Below are 17524 nucleotides of genomic sequence, written 5' to 3'. Positions count from 1 at the left end.
GTTAACGACGACTGGCTTCCAGAATCGCCGTCAGAGAGCCTGTTACCAGCGCCTCTTTATAATGCTTACGACATACGGATACATAGCGCTCATTACCGCCAATCACCACCTGTTCGCCTTCTGCATAGGGTTTTCCTGCCTGATCAAGACGCAGCACCATACTCGCTTTACGCCCGCAGAAGCAGATGGTTTTTAATTCCACCAGCTTATCTGACCATGCCAACAAATACTGGCTGCCGACAAACAGTTCGCCGCGAAAATCCGTTCGCAGCCCATAACAAAGTACTGGAATATCCAGTTCATCAACGACTTCAGAAAGCTCATGAACCTGCTGACGCGTTAAAAACTGGCTCTCATCCACCAGCACGCAATGGACTGCCTGGTCAGCCGCCTGTGCACGAATTTCGTCCAGCAGATTAGTTTGTGGGTTAAATAACCTGGCTGGAGAAGAGAGGCCAATTCGCGAACTCACTTTTCCGGCACCAAAACGGTCATCGATTTCGGCGGTGTAAACCACCGTACGCATCCCACGCTCCTGGTAATTGTAGGAGGATTGCAGTAACGCGGTCGACTTACCTGCGTTCATTGCTGAATAGTAGAAATACAGTTGTGCCATTGGCCGTTAAACCCTAATCAATGTGTATTATTACCGATAGGCGATTGTACCATATTTTGTCGGGTCTTCCGTGCTGCAGCGCGGAAGACCCGCGTTACGAGAGATTTTATCCACCACCGGGATATAGGACACATCATGAAGGAGCATACGAAAAGAACGAAAAAACCCATGGTTTTATAAACGCTAAGTTCCGGAAAAACCTGTTATTTTAATGTCGCCACCAGGCTGAAAATGATTCAGGCGTAATTAACGGTTTCATCGGGTAACCGTGTTTTCAGTACTAATACGAAAGGTTGATATTTATCCGGAGAAACAATAATCCCTATGAAAATTGCCTGTAAAAAAAGAGTTCACCGTCAGGTTTACAACGCATCTTTTGATAACGCCGCCCCCCTTTCACCCCGCCAAATTTAAGTTCCGGTAATTAATAATAGTGCCGAATATTAGGTATTTTTGAATTCCTTACATTCTGGCCTATTGCACATATCAATTTATGCCTCTATTATTACCTCAACAAACCCCCACATTATAAGTTTGAGATTACTACAATGAGCGAAGCACTTAAAATTCTGAACAACATCCGCACTCTCCGTGCCCAGGCGAGAGAATGTACTCTGGAAACGCTTGAAGAAATGCTGGAGAAATTAGAAGTCGTTGTTAATGAGCGTCGTGAAGAAGAAAACGCCGCTGCTGCTGAAATCGAAGAACGTACACGTAAACTGCAGCAATATCGTGAAATGCTGATCGCTGATGGTATTGATCCTAACGAATTGCTGAACAGCATGGCTGCCGCTAAAACCGGTACTAAAGCTAAACGTGCTGCGCGTCCGGCTAAATATAGCTACATCGATGAGAACGGCGAATCTAAAACCTGGACTGGCCAGGGCCGTACTCCAGCTGTTATCAAAAAAGCAATGGATGAGCAAGGTAAACAACTGGACGACTTCCTGATCCAGGAATAAGTCAGTAAATATCCGAAAAATCCCGCTTAATGCGGGATTTTTTATGCCTTCATTTTATCTCGTGTGACATTCTGTTACACGTGCACATATAACGATTACATCACACTATTACCCTGCCCTACATGAGCGACACCCTAAAAAGGTTATAAAAAAACCGGCGTAGCATGGCTATCACCGGTTTTGCTTAGGGCGTTAACGCCGTATTAGTTTTTAATGTCCAGCGTCTCTTTCAGCCAGCCCTTAAATTCTTCGCCCAGGGACTGGTGACGAACACCATATTCAACGAAGGCCTGCATGTAACCGAGTTTATTACCGCAGTCATGGCTCTTACCTTTCATATGGTAAGCCTCGACGGTCTCTTTTTCGATCAGCATGTCGATGGCATCGGTCAGCTGGATCTCATCGCCGGCGCCTGGAGGCGTTTTCGCCAGCAGCGGCCAAATCTCTGCGCTCAGTACATAACGCCCTACTACAGCGAGGTTAGATGGCGCTACGTCGGCTTTTGGCTTCTCAACCACGCCAACCATTGGCACGCTGTCGCCTGGCTTCATATCGACGCCTTTGCAGTCCACAACGCCATAAGCGGTAACGTCTTCAACTGGCTCAACCATGATCTGGCTGCTGCCCGTTTCGTCGAAGCGTTTAATCATTTCAGCCAGGTTATCCTGGGAAAGATCGGATTCAAACTCGTCCAGAATAACGTCGGGTAAAATAACCGCTACCGGCTCGTTACCGACTACCGGGTGGGCACACAACACGGCGTGACCCAGACCTTTTGCCAGCCCCTGACGGACCTGCATAATAGTGACATGCGGCGGGCAAATAGACTGCACTTCCTGAAGAAGCTGACGCTTCACGCGTTTTTCCAGCATGGCTTCAAGTTCAAAACTGGTATCGAAATGGTTTTCGATAGAGTTTTTGGATGAATGTGTTACCAGCACAATTTCAGTGATGCCTGCAGCAATACATTCGTTGACCACATACTGGATTAATGGCTTATCAACGAGTGGCAGCATCTCTTTTGGAATTGCCTTCGTTGCTGGCAGCATCCTGGTTCCCAACCCGGCAACCGGGATAACGGCCTTTCTCACTTTCGAATTTACGGCAGCCATTGAAACTCTCCTGAACTGTTCATGTTTTGAACTTTAGTCTGCATTAATAACGCGTTCAGTATATCAGCCTGTGGATGGTGTCCGGGTCTGAAAAGGACGCGCTACCGCTTAATTAGGATAAATACGAATAAAAACAGGCACCGATAGTAGCATTGCCCGTAAAACGACGGTAAAGCTATCTACCGTTTAAATTCCAACTGACTATTCTGTGGACAACATTAAGCGCAACCGCCCCCCCGTCCCCCAAATTTGGCATTGCCATGAGGTACAGCGGTGGCTTATTTGATTCAGGTAAGTATTTCCTAAGGTTCCTAACGGGACGCCGTTACTGACCTGAATATGATGCTCCCCGGTATTTAGCGTGGCATTAAGTCCGGCAGAGACCAAAATCAAATTTTTCAGGCCGCTATGGTAATAACCGACCAGTAATGGGAATTGTCCTGGTAAACTGGCCTGGCGCAACAGCTGGTTGACCTGTTTCAACAGGCTGCCTAACTCAGGCAGACGCTGACCCTGATGAGAAAGTTGTTCCTGAAGCAATCCATTAAATAATGCCCGCAATAATAATGCCGCCAGCACACCATTATCGCCCGCCCGGGTAACATCCAGACAATAAAACGCCAGATCGTTTTCAGATAATGGTGCGATATCCAGCACCAGACCCGGTTGATCGGCAGCCATCAGCTGGCGGTAATTAACTTTGCACCCGGAAAATGTCTGCTGAACCGGCGGCTGAAGCTCCTGTAACAGTTTTGCCGCCGCAGAGGGGTTATTCACCAGCGCATCCCAGTCCTGAAAAAGCCGCTCTTCCTCTTCAACACGCGAATTAAACATATTGGGATAGAGTCAGGCGAGAACGGTTTCACGCAAGCGATTCAGATCTTTAACTGGCTTAAGCAATACGTCCTGGACACCCAGGCGTAACGCTTTTGCGATATCGGCCATATTTTCGGTCGCAGAGATGACCAGAATGGGGATCTGGTCGCCGGCATTACGTAAATGCTCCACCAGCTTCAGGCCATTCATCCGCGGCATGGCGATGTCGCAAATCATCAAATCGGGCTTAATGCCCACCATTTTTTCCAGGGCGTCGATCCCATCACCTGCAAGTGCAGTCGTCGCCCCCAGCGATGATAGCCATGAATCCAGTAAGGAGCGGAAAACAGGCTCGTCTTCAACTATCAGAATTTGTTTCCCGGCTAATGGCTGTGTCATGGTCTCTCCCGGCGCTGACAATAGATAAATAGTGGCATGCTATCGGCACTATCGCCTGTCAGATTTTGCTGAAGTAATCAAAAAAAGGGTGCTCAGGCTGTTGCCCGCACTAAAGGTAATAATTCGTCCATTTTCTTTTCGACTGCCTGCGCGCCTGCGGTAATGGCCGCTTCAGCACGATGGAAATCGAGCGTTGAAATTTGTGGACAAAAAGGTTGAATCAATATATCCGGCGGATCACCCGCCATTCGGTTGCGCTTCAGGCGATTTTCCAGGACCTGAATCGACGTCGTCATGATTTCCATGGCGGTTGGCGCAGCAACCAGTTTACGGGTGGTTCGCGTGAAGCGTCCTCGCAGGCGTTTATGCCATGCGAGATCGTCCAGAGCGGACTCATCCGACTGGGTGTTAACCGGCATCAGATCCTGTTGCATCAGGTGAGCATCGTGCTGGAGATCGACGGCAATTACGATATCAGCCCCCATCGCACGGGTCAGTGAAATAGGGACAGGATTAACAACGCCACCGTCAACCAGCCAGTAACCATTGTGCGGAACCGGTGCCATCAGGCCCGGCATACTGCAGGAGGCGCGGACGGCAAGATGAATATCGCCTTCGGTAAACCAGATCTCCCTGCCGGTGCTGAGGTTGGTCGCAACCGCACCGAAAGGCATCTGACAGCTGGAGAATTCGGTCAGGGGCATCACCTGGCGAAAACGGTTAAAGACGCGCTCTCCGCGTAATAACCCGCCACGTTGCCAGGAGAGATCCATCAGGCGCAGGACGTCCCAGTAGCTAAACGATCGTACCCAGGTTTCCAGCTCGGGAAGCTTGCCACACGAGTAGGCGGCCCCCACCAGTGAACCTATTGAACAGCCTGCAACAATATCAATTTCGATACCCAAACGTTGTAAGGCGTTGATCACACCAATATGCGACCAGTCCCGGGCTGCACCTGAGCCCAATGCCAGTCCAATTTTTACTTTTCTCATTAGCCCTGTTTAGCGTCCCCTGGATTCCTGCATAGCGTCATTGCAACCGCTCAGTTAACATAGTGCCACCCTGGCGTTATACGTCATTCATTTTTTAATTTCAGGAAGAGAATCGTGTCTCAACTCTGTCCCTGCGGTAGCGCTCTCGAGTATAGCCTATGTTGCCAACGATATCTTACCGGTGAGCAGGTTGCACCGGACCCGGCATCACTTATGCGCTCCCGATATGCCGCTTTTGTGACGCGGGACGCAGACTACCTGATCAAGACCTGGCATCCATCCTGCCATGCTACTGATTTTCGTCAGGAGATCGAGGCCGGATTTGCAAATACGCAGTGGCTCGGCCTCACTCAGTACGAAACGGCAGCAGGCCGGGATGAGAACGAGGGGTTCGTCAGTTTTGTTGCGCGCTTTACCGAGCAAGGAAGAGCGGGCGCGATCATCGAACGCTCGCGTTTCTTAAAGGAGGGCGGAGAGTGGTACTATATTGACGGCACGCGTCCACAGTTTGGTCGTAATGACCCCTGCCCTTGTGGTTCAGGCAAAAAATTTAAAAAGTGTTGCGGGCAATAAGGCCTGACAACACGGTTCAAGCAAACACGTAAGGATTTTCCGGCAATGCAATCAACACAACGTAAAGTGCTGCGCACCATTTGTCCCGACCAGAAAGGGTTGATCGCCCGTATCACCAATATTTGCTACAAACATGAACTGAATATCGTGCAGAACAACGAGTTTGTTGATCACCGTACCGGCCGCTTCTTTATGCGTACCGAGCTGGAAGGGATCTTCAATGACGCGACGTTGCTGGCCGATCTGGACGGCGCGCTGCCGGAAGGTTCCGTGCGTGAACTGAACCCCGCCGGTCGCCGCCGGGTGGTGATCCTGGTTACCAAAGAGGCACACTGCCTTGGCGACCTGCTGATGAAAGCCAACTATGGCGGGTTGGATGTTGAGATCGCCGCGGTCATTGGTAACCACGAGACGCTGCGTACGCTGGTTGAGCGTTTTGATATTCCGTTTGAGCTGGTCAGCCATGAAGGCCATACCCGCGAAGAGCATGACAATTTAATGGCGCAGGCCATCGAAGCGCATAACCCGGATTACGTGGTGCTGGCGAAATATATGCGCGTCCTGACGCCGTCATTCGTTGCCCGCTTCCCGAATAAAATTATCAACATTCACCACTCGTTCCTGCCGGCCTTTATCGGCGCGCGTCCTTATCACCAGGCGTACGAACGCGGCGTGAAAATCATCGGCGCAACGGCACACTACGTGAATGACAATCTGGATGAAGGTCCAATCATCATGCAGGACGTGATTCATGTCGATCACACCTACACGGCGGAAGATATGATGCGTGCCGGCCGCGACGTTGAAAAAAATGTCTTGAGCCGCGCGCTCTATCAGGTGCTGGCGCAACGCGTCTTTGTCTACGGTAACCGAACGATTATTCTTTAATCCTTTATAAAATGAATTGATTAGCTTTGCGTCTTTATGCGTAAAAATCAGGCAAACGATTCATTTATGCAAAGGAAGTCTTTACAGGGGCGCGTCATTTGATATGATGCGCCCCGCTTCCCACAAGGAAGCAGGCCAGTAAAAGCATTACCCCGTGGTGGGGTTCCCGAGCGGCCAAAGGGAGCAGACTGTAAATCTGCCGTCATCGACTTCGAAGGTTCGAATCCTTCCCCCACCACCATCACTTCTCCGAAAAAATCGATTCAAAATAAAAACACATTCTTCGGATTCCGTGCACCTTTTCCCCGGTGGCGCTGCGCTTACCGGGGCTACAAAACCGCACCATACCCGTAGGCTGGGTAAGGCGAAGCCGCCACCCGGCAAGATATCCGCACCATACCCGTAGGCCGGGTAAGGCGCAGCCGCCACCCGGCAAGATATCCGCACTACACCCGTAGGCCGGGTAAGGCGCAGCCGCCACCCGGCGAAATCCCTTACAACGGGGGCAACCGACGGGTCACCGGTGAACTCTTCACAATCGAGGTGTTGCACTGCGCATGTTCTGCCAGTCCATCCAGCAACGTATCCAGTTGTTCAATGGAGCGCACCACCAGCCGGATAACGAAACAGTCCTCGCCGGTCACTTTGTCGCTTTCAATACACTCGGGCATCTGCTGGATGTATTTATCCACTTTATGCAATAACCCCGGTAACGGTCGCACGCGCACCAGCGCCTGCAGCGTGTAACCCAGCGCGGCCAGGTTTACCCGCGCGCCATACCCCTGAATGATGCCCCGCTCTTCCAGCCTTTTTAAACGCTCTGCCGTACTGGGTGATGTGAGCCCAACCCGGGCGCTTAACACCTTCAGCGACATACGTGCATCCTCTACCAGACAACGCAGAATATGGCGGTCGATCTCATCGATAAGGTAATCCATAACATTCACCTAATTTATAAAAGCAAACCTCTCCTTTTACCTTAATTCAGCGCTGTTAAATTGGACACATTTTTTTAACAATAGAGGCAATAATCAGGAGGTGTACGATGCGCGACATTCAACAAGGCGTCTGGCAGATGAGCCTGGCGATGCTGATATCCGGCTCTATCGGGGCTTTTGTGTTGCTTTCCGGCTTGCCGGTCACTGACGTAGTGTTCTGGCGCTGCCTGATCGGCGCTATTGCGCTGTTTCTTTTTATTCGTTTCAGTAAACGCCCTTTTAGCCCGTTAACCAAAGTAACCCTGGGTCTGGCCATTCTTGGCGGCATTGCGCTGGTCATTAACTGGCTGCTGCTCTTTGCCGCGTTCGAACGTATCTCCATCGGACTGTCGACGGTGGTCTATAACACCCAGCCCTTTATGCTGGTGTTAATGGGTATGCTGATGGGCGAGCGGGTGAGTCTGGTGAAATGGGGCTGGCTGTTCCTCGCCTTTGGCGGGGTGGTGATTTTGCTCTCCAGCGAGCTGACCGGCGGACACAGCGCACAATGGCTTTCGGGGATCGGCCTCGCGCTGGGTGCCGCTTTCTTTTACGCCCTCACTGCCATTATCACGCGCAAATTACAGACCATTGCACCGCAGCACATCGCCTTTATCCAGGTGTTAACCGGTGTGGTGATGCTGCTGCCGCTGGCGCATATGCCGACCTTCTCCAGCGATTTCCCGTGGGCGATTCTGCTGACGCTGGGCATCGTGCACACGGGGGCGATGTATCAACTGTTATACAGCGCTATTCAGAAGCTCCCTACTCCCATCATCGGCTCGCTGTCGTTTATCTATCCGGTCGTCGCGCTCGTTGTCGATAACCTGCTGTTTGGGCATGCGCTCAGCCTCACCCAACTGGCTGGCGGAGCGCTGATCCTGTTTGCCGCTGCGGGTAACAACCTCGGCTGGGGCGAAAAAAAACCCCGCCAGAGCGGGGTTGAGATGAAAACGGCGGATTAGCGACGGGCGCGCACAATCTGGTATTTGCGCGTCATGTACTCCACCGGCGCGCTCCAGATATGCACCAGACGGGAGAACGGGAACAGCAGGAACAGCGTCATGCCCAGCACCAGGTGCACGCGGAAGATAAACGCCACGCCGTCCAGATGCTCAGACGCACCGCCATGGAAGGTCACCACCGACTGTGCCCAACCCACCAGCTTCAGCATTTCGCTGCCGTCCATGTGCTGAGCCGAGAACGGAATGGTCAGCAGACCCAGCGCGCACTGCACCATCAGCAGGGTGAGGATCAGGATATCTGCCCCGGTGGTGGTGGCGCGAACGCGCGGGCTGAACAGACGACGCTTCAGCAGCATCAGGCCGCCCACCAGGGTCATCAGGCCGCAGGCACCGCCGGCAATCATCGCCATCTTCTGCTTCACGTCCATCGGCAGGAAGGATTCATACATCCAGTGCGGGGTGAGCATTCCGAGGAAGTGACCGGCAAAAATCCCCAGGATCCCGAAGTGGAACAGGTTGGATGCCATGTTCATCCCTTTGCGATCCAGCATCTGGCTGGAGGCGGCGCGCCAGGTGTACTGGCCGTAGTCGTAACGCAGCCAGCTACCAATCAGAAATACCGAACCCGCAATGTACGGATAGATATCGAAGAAGAACATATTCAGGAAGTGCATTATTGCTGTCCTCCGTTAGAGATATTCAAATATTGCGGGGCAACGGCACCGGCAAAACGACGCTGGTGAGCAGAGATTTCCGATTCACCGCAGCTCTGGTCAGCAAAGAACTTCACCTGCTCCTCTTCCCAGACCGCATCCAGCGCCTGTGGGGTGTCGTCGCGCGCTTCATCGGCGATTTTCTCCGCCACTTTTTCACTGTCGACCGAGGCGTTAGCCAGCTTCACCAGCAGTTCGAACAGCACCGCATAGCGGCTTTCACGCTGTTGCAGACGCGCGCTCAGTAACGCCAGGATCGGGGCGATATCCTGCAGGCCGCCCAGCGCCTCTTCTTTTGGCAGCTGTGCCAGATACTCCAGGTAGAGCGGCAGATGATCCGGCAGCTCGCGGCTGTCGAGATGCAGGCCGTGCTGCTCATACTGGGCCATTAAATCCACCATCGCCTGACCGCGATCGCGGGACTCGCCGTGAACATGTTCAAACAGGAGCAGCGAGGTGGCGCGGCCCCGGTCGAACAGCTGGCTGTAGTCAGACTGCGCATCCAGCAGATCGCGCGCTAACAGATCGCGGAGGAAAACGCCCAGTTTCTGGGCATCCTCTTTATCCAGGTTTTCCGATGACGCGAGTGCATCGAAGAGTTCCTGTTGATGCTGCGCCAGCGCAGCATCCGGGTACTCGAGCAGACGCGAAACAATGACGAGTTCAATCATTGGTGCGGCTCCGTTTTGCTGGTCACATCCATCGCGTCGATGCGGCGGCTGTTGAACAGGTTGAATTTGTTGTCTGAACCGTGGCAACCGTCGCCGAAGGTAAAGCCACACCCGCTTTTCTCCGGGAAGGCTTCACGGGCCAGCTCACGGTGGCTGCTCGGCACCACGAAACGGTCTTCGTAGTTGGCAATCGCCAGGTAGCGGTACATCTCCTGGGCCTGGGCTTCGCTTAAGCCCACCTCTTCCAGGGCGCGGGTATCGATGACGCCGTCAACGGTTTCCGCGCGTTTGAAGTGGCGCATCGCCAGCATACGTTTCAGGGCCAGCAGCACCGGCTGGGTATCCCCTGCGGTGAGCAGGTTCGCCAGGTACTGAACCGGGATACGCAGGCTTTCGACGTCCGGCAGGATTCCGTTGCTGCCGAGCTCACCGGCATCCGCCGCAGACTGGATTGGCGACAGAGGCGGCACGTACCAGACCATCGGCAATGTGCGGTATTCCGGATGCAGCGGCAGAGCCAGCTTCCAGTCCATCGCCATTTTGTAGACCGGCGACTGCTGCGCCGCGTCGATTACGCTCTGCGGAATGCCGTCTTTCAGCGCCTGGGCGATCACCTTCGGATCGTTCGGATCGAGGAACACATCCAGCTGACGCTGATAGAGATCTTTCTCGTTCTCGGTGCTCGCCGCGTTCTCAATCGCGTCAGCGTCATAGAGCAGTACGCCGAGGTAGCGAATACGGCCTACACAGCTCTCGGAGCAGACGGTTGGCATCCCGGCTTCGATACGCGGGTAGCAGAAGATGCACTTCTCAGACTTACCGCTCTTCCAGTTAAAGTAGATCTTTTTGTACGGGCAGCCGGTGATGCACATACGCCAGCCGCGGCACTTGTCCTGGTCGATCAGCACGATGCCATCTTCTTCACGCTTGTAGATGGCGCCGCTCGGACAGGTGGCGACACACGCCGGGTTGAGGCAGTGTTCGCACAGGCGCGGCAGGTACATCATGAAGGTGTTTTCGAACTGGCCGTACATCGCCTTCTGCATGTTCTCGAAGTTCTGGTCTTTGGCGCGTTTTTCGAACTCGCCGCCCAGAATCTCTTCCCAGTTTGGCCCGCTGGTGATCTTGTCCATGCGCTGACCGGTGATCAGCGAGCGTGGACGGGCGATCGGCTGGTGTTTGCTCTCCGGCGCGTTGTGCAGGTTCTGGTAGTCAAAATCAAACGGCTCGTAGTAATCATCGATGCCCGGCAGATGCGGGTTAGCAAAGATTTTACCCAGCAGCAGCGCGCGGTTACCCATGCGCGGCTGCAGCTTGCCGTTGATTTTACGGATCCAGCCGCCCTTCCACTTCTCCTGGTTTTCCCAGTCGGTCGGGAAGCCGGTGCCCGGCTTGCTTTCCACGTTGTTGAACCAGGCGTACTCCATCCCTTCCCGGCTGGTCCAGACATTTTTACAGGTGACTGAGCAGGTGTGACAGCCGATGCATTTATCCAGATTCAGCACCATGCCGACTTGTGAACGAATTTTCATTTTACGCTCTCCTGTACCTGGTCATTACCTTCGCCGTCTAACCAGTTAATGTTCTTCATCTTACGTACCACCACGAACTCATCGCGGTTCGATCCTACGGTGCCGTAGTAGTTAAAGCCGTAGGCCAGCTGGGCATAACCGCCGATCATATGGGTTGGTTTCGGCGTAATACGGGTCACAGAGTTGTGGATCCCGCCGCGCTGCTCGGTGATCTCAGACCCCGGCAGGTTCACGATGCGTTCCTGCGCGTGGTACATCATGGTCATCCCGGCCGGTACGCGCTGGCTTACCACCGCACGCGCCGTCAGGGCGCCGTTACTGTTGAAGACTTCGATCCAGTCGTTATCTTCGATCCCCAGATCTTTGGCGTCCGCTTCACTCATCCAGACAATCGGACCACCACGGGACAGGGTCAGCATCAGCAGGTTGTCGCTGTAGGTGGAGTGGATACCCCACTTCTGGTGCGGCGTCAGGAAGTTCAGCGCCTTCTCCGGGTTGCCGTTCGATTTCGCGCCCATCACCGCTTTCACCGAGCGGGTGTCGATTGGCGGACGGTACACCAGCAGGCTTTCACCGAAGTCACGCATCCACTGGTGATCCTGATACAGGGACTGACGCCCGGAGAGGGTACGCCATGGGATCAGCTCGTGAACGTTGGTGTAACCCGCGTTGTAAGAGACATGTTCATCTTCCAGGCCAGACCAGGTCGGGCTGGAGATAATTTTGCGCGGCTGGGCCTGAATATCACGGAAGCGGATCTTCTCGTCTTCTTTGTTCAGCGCCAGATGGGTATGGTCGCGACCGGTAAACTCGCTCAGCGCCGCCCAGGCTTTCACCGACACCTGACCGTTGGTTTCCGGTGCCAGGGTGAGGATCATCTCTGCCGCATCAATCGCCGTGTTCAGCATCGGCTGGCCTTTCGCCGGGCCGTCTGCCTTGGTGTAATTGAGCTTACGCAGCAGATCCATCTCGCTCTGGGTATTCCAGGCGATCCCTTTCCCGCCGTTACCGATTTTCTCCATCAGCGGGCCGATAGAGGTAAAGCGCTCATAGGTCGCCGGGTAGTCACGTTCAACCGGAATAATGTGCGGTGCAGTTACGCCTGGGATCAGGTCGCATTCGCCTTTTTTCCAGTCCTTCACGTCCAGCGGCTGCGCCAGTTCGGCGGCGGAGTCGTGCTGGATGGGCAGCGTCACCACGTCGGTCTCTTTGCCCAGGTGCCCTACGCAGACTTCAGAGAATTTCTTCGCGATCTCTTTGTAGATATCCCAGTCGCTTTTCGATTCCCACGCCGGGTCAACGGCCGCAGAGAGCGGATGAATAAACGGATGCATATCCGAGGTATTCATGTCGTCTTTTTCGTACCAGGTAGCGGTTGGCAGCACGATATCGGAGTAGAGACAGGTGCTGGAGAGACGGAAGTCGAGGGTCACCACCAGATCCAGCTTGCCGTCGAGACCGTTGTCTTTCCACTCCACCTCTTCCGGCTTCACGCCGCCCTGCTTGCCGAGATCTTTGCCCTGGATGCCGTTTTCGGTACCGAGCAGGTATTTCAGCATGTACTCGTGCCCTTTACCGGACGAGCCCAACAGGTTGGAGCGCCAGATGAACAGGTTACGCGGATGGTTTTTACCGTTTTCCGGCTGTTCTGCCGCGAAACGGATGGAACCCTCTTTCAGGGATTTGACGGTGTAATCTACCGGGGTCATGCCCGCTTTCTTCGCCGCTTCCGCAATGCGCAGCGGGTTAGTACCCAACTGAGGCGCGGAGGGCAGCCAGCCCATGCGTTCAGCGCGGACGTTGAAGTCGATCAGGTGACCGCTGTAGCGGGATTTATCCGCCATCGGCGACAGCAGCTCCTGCGCGGTAACCGTCTCGTAGCGCCACTGGCTGGAGTGGTTATAGAAATAAGAGGTGCTGTTCATGTGACGCGCCGGACGCTGCCAGTCAAGGGCAAACGCCAGCGGCTGCCAGCCGGTCTGCGGACGCAGTTTTTCCTGGCCCACGTAGTGTGCCCAGCCGCCGCCGCTCTGACCCACGCAGCCGCAGAAGATCAGCATGTTGATCAAACCGCGATAGTTCATATCGAGGTGATACCAGTGGTTCAGACCGGCACCGACGATAATCATTGAACGACCGTGGGTCTTATCGGCGTTATCGGCAAACTCACGTGCGGTACGGATAATCTGCGCCCGTGGAACGCCGGTGATCTGCTCCGCCCAGGCCGGGGTGTAGGCTTTTACGTCGTCATAGCTGGTCGCGCAGTTTTCATCACCGAGACCGCGCTCCAGACCGTAGTTGGCCAGAGTCAGGTCGTAAACGGTGGTGACCAGTGCGGTTGAGCCGTCGGCGAGCTGCAGGCGTTTCACCGGCAGTTTGTGCATCAGGACGTTCTGCAGCTCCACCTTGTTGAAGTGCTCGGATCCTTCGCCGCCGAAGTACGGGAAGCCAACATCGGCGATCTCGTCCTGGCTGCCCAGCATGCTGAGGCGCAGTTCGGTCTCTTCACCCGTCGTGCCGTTACGCTGCTCAAGGTTCCATTTACCCTTCTCGCCCCAGCGGAAACCGATAGAGCCGTTCGGTGCAACCAGCTCGCCATTGCTGTTACAGGCAACGGTTTTCCACTCCGGATTGTTTTCCTGGCCCAGCGCATCCACCAGATCGGCGGCACGCAGCATGCGGCCTGCGGCATAGTAGCCGTCACGCTCCTCGAGCATGACCAGCATTGGCATGTCGGTGTAACGACGCACGTAGTCGGTAAAGTACTGGCTTGGCTTGTCGACGTGGAACTCACGCAGCATGACGTGGCCCATCGCCAGCGCCATGGCCGCATCGGTACCCTGCTTCGGTGCCAGCCACAGGTCGCACAGCTTGGCGATTTCGGCGTAGTCCGGGGTCACGGCTACGGTTTTGGTGCCTTTGTAACGCACTTCGGTAAAGAAGTGGGCATCCGGGGTACGGGTCTGCGGAACGTTAGAGCCCCAGGCGATGATGTAGCTGGAGTTGTACCAGTCGGCGGATTCCGGAACGTCGGTCTGCTCACCCCAGGTCTGCGGAGAGGCAGGCGGCAGGTCGCAGTACCAGTCGTAGAAGCTCAGGCAGGTGCCGCCGATCAGCGACAGATAACGCGCGCCAGAGGCGTAGGAGACCATCGACATCGCCGGGATTGGCGAGAAGCCTGCCACGCGGTCCGGGCCGTAGGTTTTCACGGTATAGACGTTGGAAGCGGCAATCAGCTCATTCACTTCCTGCCAGGAGGAGCGTACAAAGCCGCCGCGACCGCGAGCCTGTTTGAAGCTCTTCGCTTTGTCGGCATCTTCGATAATAGAGGCCCAGGCCAGAACCGGATCGCTGTGCTGCGCTTTCGCTTCACGCCACATTTTCATCAGGCGTTTACGCATCAGCGGGTATTTCAGGCGGTTAGCGCTGTAGAGATACCAGGAGTAGCTGGCACCACGCGGACAGCCGCGCGGTTCGTGGTTTGGCATATCCGGGCGGGTGCGCGGGTAGTCGGTCTGCTGCATTTCCCAGGTCACCAGACCATTTTTGACGAAAATCTTCCAGCTACAGGAGCCGGTGCAGTTTACGCCGTGGGTCGAACGTACGACTTTGTCATGTTGCCAGCGCTGACGGTAACCGTCTTCCCAGTCCCGGTTAGTCTCCAGAACCTGGCCGTGCCCATCGGCAAATGTTTCGCCCTTCTGTTTGAAGTAGCGAAACCGGTCCAAAAATTTGCTCATCGGGTATCTCCTGTATGGAGCCTGTGGCTCTCTAAATCGACATTGCTGATTTGCAGCGAAGGTAACGCTCTGAAAGAGGAGGAGAATTGATAACGATCAAGGGGAGCTGGGGATGTTCAGAAGGGTAAATTTTCGACTACCACCAAAGCGGTACAGAATACAATAATGTAACTTACTGTTTTATATGTTCATTATTTATTTATCCTACAAAAGCGCGCGTAACATTTAACCCCAGCGGTATTAAGGGGTAGGTAAGCCTGTTTAGCGATGGCGATCACATTGGCCGCATGCTAACGGCGGCTCACCCCTCAAGTATGTTGTAACTAATTGCAGGCTAAAAAAAGCGCGGCACCAGGCCGCGCAAACGGATAATCAAACTTACTTTTTATTAGAATTCCGTCCGTATACCAGCCAGGTGACAAACACGCAGACGATATAGAAAATCAGGAACACCTTCATCGCACCCGCCGGCGAGCCGGTCAGATCCAGCGAGATACCAAAAGCTTTCGGAATAAAGAACCCGCCAATCGCGCCGATCGCTGAGATAAAGCCCAGTGCGGCTGCGGTGTCAGTAGCCGCCTCACGCATCGCCTGCTGCTCAGTGCCGCCCTGCGCTTTAACGCGATCCATCGTCAGTTTACGGAAGATCACCGAAATCATCTGGAAGGTGGAAGCACTCCCCAGCCCGGCGGTCAGGAACAGCACCATAAAGACCGCGAAGAAGGCGCCGAAGTTGCCGCCCACGCCGTTTACCGGCAGGGTCATAAACAGCAGGGCACAGAAGAGAGCCATCACCACAAAGTTCACCAGCGTGACGCGGGTGCCGCCCAGACGGTCGGAGATCATCCCGCCGGTAGAGCGTGCCAGGGCACCAATAAACGGCCCGAAGAAGGCGTAGTGCAGGATCTGCACATCCGGGAACTGGGTTTTTGACAGCATCGCAAACCCGGCAGAGAAGCCGATAAACGAGCCGAACGTTGCCAGATAGAGCAGCGCCATGATCCACAGGTGGGCGCGCTTCAGCACCGGCAGCTGTTCGCTGAGCGACGCTTTCGATGCCGCCAGGTCGTTCATGCCAAACCATGCGGCCAGGGTAAAGACCACCAGGAATGGTACCCAGATCCACGCCGCATTCTGCAGGAACAGGTACGAGCCATCAGCCTGCTCCACGCCTGCGCCACCAAAGGCCGCAAAGATAGAGACCGAGATCGCCAGCGGCGCAATCAGCTGCATTACGCTGACACCCATGTTGCCCAGGCCGCCGTTGATCCCCAAGGCCCCGCCCTGCTTCTGTTTCGGGAAGAAGAAGCTGATGTTCGCCATGCTGGAGGCAAAGTTTGCCCCTGCAAAGCCGCACAGCAGAGAGATGATCACGAAGGTGCTAAACGGTGTAGAGGTATCCTGTACCGCAAAGCCGAGCCAGACGCACGGAATGATCATGATGCCGGTACTGAACGCGGTCCAGCGGCGTCCGCCGAACACCGGGACCATAAAGGCATAAGGGACACGCAGCAGTGCGCCGGAGAGCGCGGGCAGCGCGGTTAACATAAACAGCTGGTCGGTGGTAAACGTGAAGCCCACTTTCGGCAGGTTAACGGCGACGGCGCTGAACAGCATCCAGACGCAGAACGCCAGCAGCAGACAAGGAACGGAAATCCACAGATTACGACTTGCTACACGTTTGCCGCGCTGTTGCCAGAACGCCGGATCTTCCGGACGCCACTCGGTAATGACTGCGCCAGAATCCCTTTCGGGGGTAGTAGAGTGACTCATAGACACCTCTGATTCTTGAAAGTTGCCACAAAGATCAGGGTTTTAAGCCGACAGGAAGTTGATATAAATCAATGGGAAGGTGGGCAATTTTATGGCCTGAAAATCGCTATCCTCCAAAGTGAGTAGCGCTTTTCAGTGAAAAAGGTGTGGTTTTTCACGGTACTGCTCCCCCCGCTTACCCCTCTCCTCCCATTCACCCCTCCAATGGCAATTAGTAGGTAATCCTTTTGGGGTATGGGTATACTCCAGGGGTTGCCTGAGAATAGAGTCCTTGCCGAGTCCAGGCATTGTCAGGAGCCAGACTGCCCTATGTTTAAACGCTGTTTTTCCCCCCTCACGCTGGTTAACCAACTGGTGCTGATTGTCATGCTGTCTACCGGGATCGGGGTGACAGGGATGGCGATCTCCGGCTGGCTGGTTCAGGGCGTTCAGGGCAGCGCGCACGCCATCAATAAGGCCGGTTCACTGCGTATGCAGAGTTATCGCCTGCTGGCGGCCATCCCACTGGAAGCCAAAGACCAGGCGTTACTCGACGAAATGGAAGCAACGGCGTTCAGCCCCGAACTGGAAATCGCCGCCCGCCGCGATCGTCAGCAGGCGCAGTTGAAGGCCCTGCAGACTTACTGGCATACCCAGTTAATGCCCGGGCTGCGACAGGCGCGTAATCCGGATGCGGTAGCCCAGGATGTCTCCGGCTTTGTCAGCCGTCTGGATACTCTGGTTTCGGCGTTCGATCACAGCACCGAGCTGCGTATCGGCGCGGGCCATCGCCAGCAGTTGGCGCCAGGGGTGCAA

14 protein-coding genes, 1 tRNA gene and 1 pseudogene are annotated in these 17524 nt (G+C 54.7%); 6 read left to right on the top strand and 10 right to left on the bottom strand.

All coding sequences use genetic code 11. From position 1 onward, the window contains the following. Position 1: 1 nt before the first annotated feature. Positions 2–616: a thymidine kinase gene (gene tdk, locus WFM46_RS18955; protein ID WP_336998242.1), complete on the bottom strand. Its 615-nt coding sequence runs from the start codon at positions 614–616 to the stop codon at positions 2–4. A 548-nt stretch (positions 617–1164) separates the two neighbouring features. Between tdk and hns the strand changes: the two genes are divergently transcribed. Continuing rightward, positions 1165–1578: a histone-like nucleoid-structuring protein H-NS gene (gene hns, locus WFM46_RS18950; protein WP_039030686.1), complete on the top strand. Its 414-nt coding sequence runs from the start codon at positions 1165–1167 to the stop codon at positions 1576–1578. Positions 1579–1781: 203 nt separating this feature from the next. On the opposite strand, the gene galU is transcribed toward hns, so the two are convergent. From galU to rssA, 3 genes and pseudogenes are all read right to left on the bottom strand, one after another. Further along, positions 1782–2690, bottom strand: coding sequence for a UTP--glucose-1-phosphate uridylyltransferase GalU (gene galU, locus WFM46_RS18945; protein ID WP_103179921.1), 909 nt, complete (start codon positions 2688–2690; stop codon positions 1782–1784). Between the two features lie 201 nt (positions 2691–2891). Continuing rightward, a pseudogene (rssB, locus tag WFM46_RS18940) lies at positions 2892–3905 on the bottom strand (two-component system response regulator RssB). Positions 3906–3997: 92 nt separating this feature from the next. Beyond that, positions 3998–4897: a patatin-like phospholipase RssA gene (gene rssA / locus WFM46_RS18935; RefSeq protein WP_336998241.1), complete on the bottom strand. Its 900-nt coding sequence runs from the start codon at positions 4895–4897 to the stop codon at positions 3998–4000. A 114-nt stretch (positions 4898–5011) separates the two neighbouring features. Between rssA and WFM46_RS18930 the strand changes: the two genes are divergently transcribed. The 3 genes from WFM46_RS18930 (at position 5012) to WFM46_RS18920 (ending at position 6599) form a co-directional block, all read left to right on the top strand. Continuing rightward, positions 5012–5470: a YchJ family protein gene (locus tag WFM46_RS18930; protein ID WP_156654663.1), complete on the top strand. Its 459-nt coding sequence runs from the start codon at positions 5012–5014 to the stop codon at positions 5468–5470. A 45-nt stretch (positions 5471–5515) separates the two neighbouring features. Then, positions 5516–6358, top strand: coding sequence for a formyltetrahydrofolate deformylase (purU, locus tag WFM46_RS18925; protein ID WP_103179925.1), 843 nt, complete (start codon positions 5516–5518; stop codon positions 6356–6358). A 156-nt stretch (positions 6359–6514) separates the two neighbouring features. Next, positions 6515–6599, top strand: a tRNA-Tyr gene (locus WFM46_RS18920). A 253-nt stretch (positions 6600–6852) separates the two neighbouring features. Here the strand turns inward: WFM46_RS18920 and WFM46_RS18915 are convergent. Continuing rightward, complete coding sequence (locus WFM46_RS18915; RefSeq protein ID WP_103179926.1) at positions 6853–7296, bottom strand: Lrp/AsnC family transcriptional regulator; 444 nt, start codon at positions 7294–7296, stop codon at positions 6853–6855. A 107-nt stretch (positions 7297–7403) separates the two neighbouring features. On the opposite strand from WFM46_RS18915, the gene WFM46_RS18910 reads away from it, so the two are divergent. After that, positions 7404–8300 (top strand): DMT family transporter, encoded by an 897-nt coding sequence (locus WFM46_RS18910; RefSeq protein ID WP_336998240.1) that lies wholly within the window; start codon positions 7404–7406, stop codon positions 8298–8300. Here WFM46_RS18910 and narI read toward each other — a convergent pair. The 5 genes from narI to WFM46_RS18885 form a co-directional block, all read right to left on the bottom strand. Further along, positions 8297–8974, bottom strand: a complete 678-nt coding sequence (gene narI / locus WFM46_RS18905; protein WP_103179928.1) for a respiratory nitrate reductase subunit gamma — start codon at positions 8972–8974, stop codon at positions 8297–8299. The genes WFM46_RS18910 and narI overlap by 4 nt on opposite strands. Beyond that, positions 8974–9684, bottom strand: coding sequence for a nitrate reductase molybdenum cofactor assembly chaperone (gene narJ, locus WFM46_RS18900; protein WP_103179929.1), 711 nt, complete (start codon positions 9682–9684; stop codon positions 8974–8976). Before narJ ends, narI begins: the two co-directional genes overlap by 1 nt. Then, the gene (narH, locus tag WFM46_RS18895) at positions 9681–11216 is read right to left on the bottom strand and encodes a nitrate reductase subunit beta (RefSeq protein ID WP_103179930.1); all 1536 of its coding nucleotides are present in this window, start codon (positions 11214–11216) and stop codon (positions 9681–9683) included. The genes narJ and narH overlap by 4 nt, the downstream gene beginning before the upstream one ends. After that, positions 11213–14956 (bottom strand): nitrate reductase subunit alpha, encoded by a 3744-nt coding sequence (locus tag WFM46_RS18890; RefSeq protein WP_220436276.1) that lies wholly within the window; start codon positions 14954–14956, stop codon positions 11213–11215. The genes narH and WFM46_RS18890 overlap by 4 nt, the downstream gene beginning before the upstream one ends. Before the next feature lie 378 nt (positions 14957–15334). After that, the gene (locus WFM46_RS18885; RefSeq protein WP_336998239.1) at positions 15335–16729 is read right to left on the bottom strand and encodes a NarK family nitrate/nitrite MFS transporter; all 1395 of its coding nucleotides are present in this window, start codon (positions 16727–16729) and stop codon (positions 15335–15337) included. 309 nt (positions 16730–17038) lie between these two features. On the opposite strand from WFM46_RS18885, the gene WFM46_RS18880 reads away from it, so the two are divergent. Continuing rightward, the coding region (locus tag WFM46_RS18880) for a type IV pili methyl-accepting chemotaxis transducer N-terminal domain-containing protein (protein WP_336998238.1) at positions 17039–17524 on the top strand (486 nt) is incomplete at its 3' end.

The sequence above is a fragment of the Leclercia sp. M50 genome (genome assembly GCF_037150775.1).
Classification (GTDB): Bacteria; Pseudomonadota; Gammaproteobacteria; order Enterobacterales; family Enterobacteriaceae; genus Enterobacter.
The sequence above is the reverse complement of the archived record's forward strand: the minus strand, read 5'-3'. Positions and strand labels throughout refer to the sequence as shown.